Consider the following 3,236-nt stretch of genomic DNA (forward strand, 5'->3'; position numbering starts at 1 on the left):
TTTTGTTCAGCGCTAAAATTTCTTTTTTCTTTTTTACTCATACTTCTTATTTTTTATTTATATTTTTATATCTTTTAGGAAATAAAACTACTCTTTTTGTTGTCTGACTTTTTCAGTCCACTATATTCATGTTCAAACGCGTCTGGGTGATCATAATTTTGTAAGCTTCTTTCCTCAAATGTTAAGTCGGGGCGATTCTTATAATAACCATCTTCACTGATGATTACTACTCCGTTATTTAGATCAAAATTACACGAAATACTCTTACTAAATAGGCTTTTCCCTGAACCAGAAGGACCTGATACACCAATGATAATGTTTGACATTGCTATCCTATCTACACTTCAAATTTTTAGTAAGCTATCATAAATTAATCTATATGCAATATATAATTTAAGTTAGATATTATATATCAATTTATTTCAGGTAATTATAATAAAAATAAATAATTATTTAATTGTAAAAACGTTAAAAAAAATCTATAAAACATATAATTATTATTGTAAAAAATTGTCATGTCTTTATTAAATGCAGAATCTATTTTTAAGCCATTTCACTACCCTTGGGCATATGATGCTTGGAAAAAACAACAGCAGATACATTGGCTTCCTGAAGAGGTTCCAATGGCAGATGATGTGCAGGATTGGAGAAAGAAGTTAACAGAGCAGGAGAAGCATCTTCTAACTCAGATATTTAGATTTTTCACTCAAGCAGACATAGAAGTTAATAATTGCTACATGCAACATTATTCAAAAATTTTCAAACCAATTGAAATTCAAATGATGCTTTCTGCTTTTTCCAATATGGAAACAATTCATATTGATGCATATTCGCACCTTTTGGATACATTGGGGATACCTGAGGTAGAATATCAGGCATTTATGAAATACAAAGAGATGAAGGATAAATATGATTATATGCAACAATTTAATGTTAATTCTAAAGCTGACATAGCAAAGACTCTTGCGGTTTTTGGTGCATTTACAGAGGGGCTTCAGTTGTTTGCTTCATTTGCGATGTTGCTCAATTTTCAAAGATTTGGTAAAATGAAGGGGATGGGGCAGATAGTTGCATGGTCTGTTAGGGATGAGACGCTGCATACTTTATCAATTATCAAATTATTTAAAACTTTTATTAATGAGAATAAAGAGATTTGGAATGATGATTTGAAAAATTTTCTATATCAAGCCTGCAGAGATATTGTTCATCATGAAGATGCGTTTATCGACCTTGCATTTAAATTTGATGGCGCGATTGAAGGAATGGATGCACATGACATCAAAAGCTATATAAGATTCATAGCTGATAGAAGATTAAACCAATTAGGGCTAGAGAGTATATACAAAATACCAAAAAATCCTCTTTCTTGGCTAGATGAAATTCTAAATGCTCCAGAGCATACTAATTTTTTTGAAAATAGAGTTACGGAATATGCTAAATCAGCCACTAGTGGCTCCTGGGAGGATGCTTTTATAATTTTTAAAGATAAATAGCTTATGTGCATATAATGATAGTTGATTCTCATTGTCATCTTGACTTCGAAGTGCTTTATAGCGATCTAGAAAGTGTTATAGAGCGTGCAAAGAAGAATGGTGTTGGTGTGATGCAAACAATTTGTACTAAAATAAGTAAATTTGAGCATATATATGGCATTAGCAACTTAAACGAAGGTGTGTTTTGTTCCATTGGTAACCACCCACTCAATTTAGCTGAAGAAGGTGTTGTTAAAGCAGAAGAAATATTAAAATATGCAGGCAGGGATAAATTAATTAGCATAGGTGAGACTGGTCTGGATTATTATTACTCAAAGGACAATGAAAAAGTTCAACAAGAAAGTTTTATTGAACACATAATAGCATCTCAAGAATCTTTATTGCCCATAATAGTACACACTAGAGAAGCCGACAAGGATACGGTTGAAATATTGAAGAAATATATGGTGAAAAAGAGATTTTCGGGAGTAATTCATTGTTTCACTGCAAGTAATTGGCTTGCTAAAGAATGTATAGATATGGGATTATACATTTCAGCTTCGGGTATTGTTACGTTTAAAAATGCAAAAGATATACAGCAGACATTTAAACAGATTCCACTTGAAAGAATTTTGATAGAAACTGATGCTCCATATTTGGCACCAGTTCCAATGAGAGGGAAAGATAATGAGCCTTCGTATATCAAATATACTGCAGAATTTATGGCTAGGTTATTGGATTTAGGTTTGGATAATTTTATAGATATAACAACAAATAACTTTTTTAATTTATTTAATAAGGCTAAAGTAAAAAAATGAAAGTTATTATTTTAGGATGTGGTAGTTCTCATGGAGTGCCGAGTTTGAATTGTGATTGCTTCGTTTGTAAATCTGATAATATCAAAAATAAAAGAAAAAGGGCTTCTATATTTGTCGAAACGCAAAAAATAAAAATACTTATAGATACATCGCCAGATTTAAGACAGCAGTGTCTTGAAAATGATATTAGGCAAATTGACGCAATTATATATACCCATGACCATTCTGATCACGTGGCAGGTATAGATGATGTGAAGAGGTTGTGTAAAAACAACCAACCTATTGATGCATATATCGATAATGCTACTTTTGATAACCTAAATGCAAGATATAATTATATCTTCAAAACATCTGATCCATTATATTATCCATTACTTAGAAGAATAAAGCTTGAGTCACTTCAAAAAATAGGAGATGTAAATGTTGTGGCATTTGATCAAGTTCATGGTTCTATTGTGTCACAAGGCATAAGATTGAACAATGTAGCTTATTCTACAGATTTTAATGAAATATCGGAAGAATCCTTAGCAAAATTAGAAAATTTAGATGTGTGGATTGTAGATTGCTTAAGATATTCTTATGCTCCAACACATTCATATCTTGAAAAATCTTTATTATTAATAGAAAGAGTTAAACCTAAATTAGCAGTGCTGACGCATATGGGGCATGAAATTGAATACGAGGAAATATCAAAAATATTACCTAAAAATGTAATTGCTGCTTATGATAATATGAAGATTTAATGGATATATGACTTATTGTACTCATTATTTACCCTAAGAAGGAAGAGAGAAGGAAGCATAAATATTAGATAGCGTGTAAATAGGAAAAGTGCTAACCTTTGACCTAAAACAATACAGGTATCAAATGGATTTTGAAATAATAGTAAGAAAAAAAGAAAAAGGCGAGGTAGTATCAGAGAGGCTAATTAAGAAAGTAGAAATAA

At 31.0% G+C, this 3,236-nt stretch carries 4 protein-coding genes; 3 read left to right on the forward strand and 1 reads right to left on the reverse strand.

Going from position 1 to position 3,236, the window contains the following annotated elements; translation table 11 throughout:
- Nucleotides 1–74 precede the first annotated feature (74 nt).
- The gene (locus L8D11_RS04410) at nucleotides 75–326 is read right to left on the reverse strand and encodes a nucleoside/nucleotide kinase family protein (protein ID WP_236870462.1); all 252 of its coding nucleotides are present in this window, start codon (nucleotides 324–326) and stop codon (nucleotides 75–77) included.
- 189 nt (nucleotides 327–515) lie between these two features.
- On the opposite strand from L8D11_RS04410, the gene L8D11_RS04415 reads away from it, so the two are divergent.
- The 3 genes from L8D11_RS04415 to L8D11_RS04425 are packed head-to-tail and all read left to right on the forward strand — an operon-like array spanning nucleotide 516 to nucleotide 3,033.
- Entirely contained in the window at nucleotides 516–1,493 is a 978-nt protein-coding gene (locus L8D11_RS04415; RefSeq protein ID WP_236870463.1) for a ribonucleotide-diphosphate reductase subunit beta, read from the forward strand.
- A gap of 14 nt (nucleotides 1,494–1,507) precedes the next feature.
- Nucleotides 1,508–2,290 (forward strand): TatD family hydrolase, encoded by a 783-nt coding sequence (locus tag L8D11_RS04420; protein WP_236870464.1) that lies wholly within the window; start codon nucleotides 1,508–1,510, stop codon nucleotides 2,288–2,290.
- Entirely contained in the window at nucleotides 2,287–3,033 is a 747-nt protein-coding gene (locus L8D11_RS04425; RefSeq protein WP_236870465.1) for an MBL fold metallo-hydrolase, read from the forward strand. Before L8D11_RS04420 ends, L8D11_RS04425 begins: the two co-directional genes overlap by 4 nt.
- The last annotated feature ends 203 nt before the right edge of the window (nucleotides 3,034–3,236 follow it).

The organism is Candidatus Bandiella numerosa (assembly GCF_021811875.1).
Taxonomy (GTDB): Bacteria; Pseudomonadota; Alphaproteobacteria; order Rickettsiales; family Midichloriaceae; genus Aquirickettsia; species Aquirickettsia numerosa_A.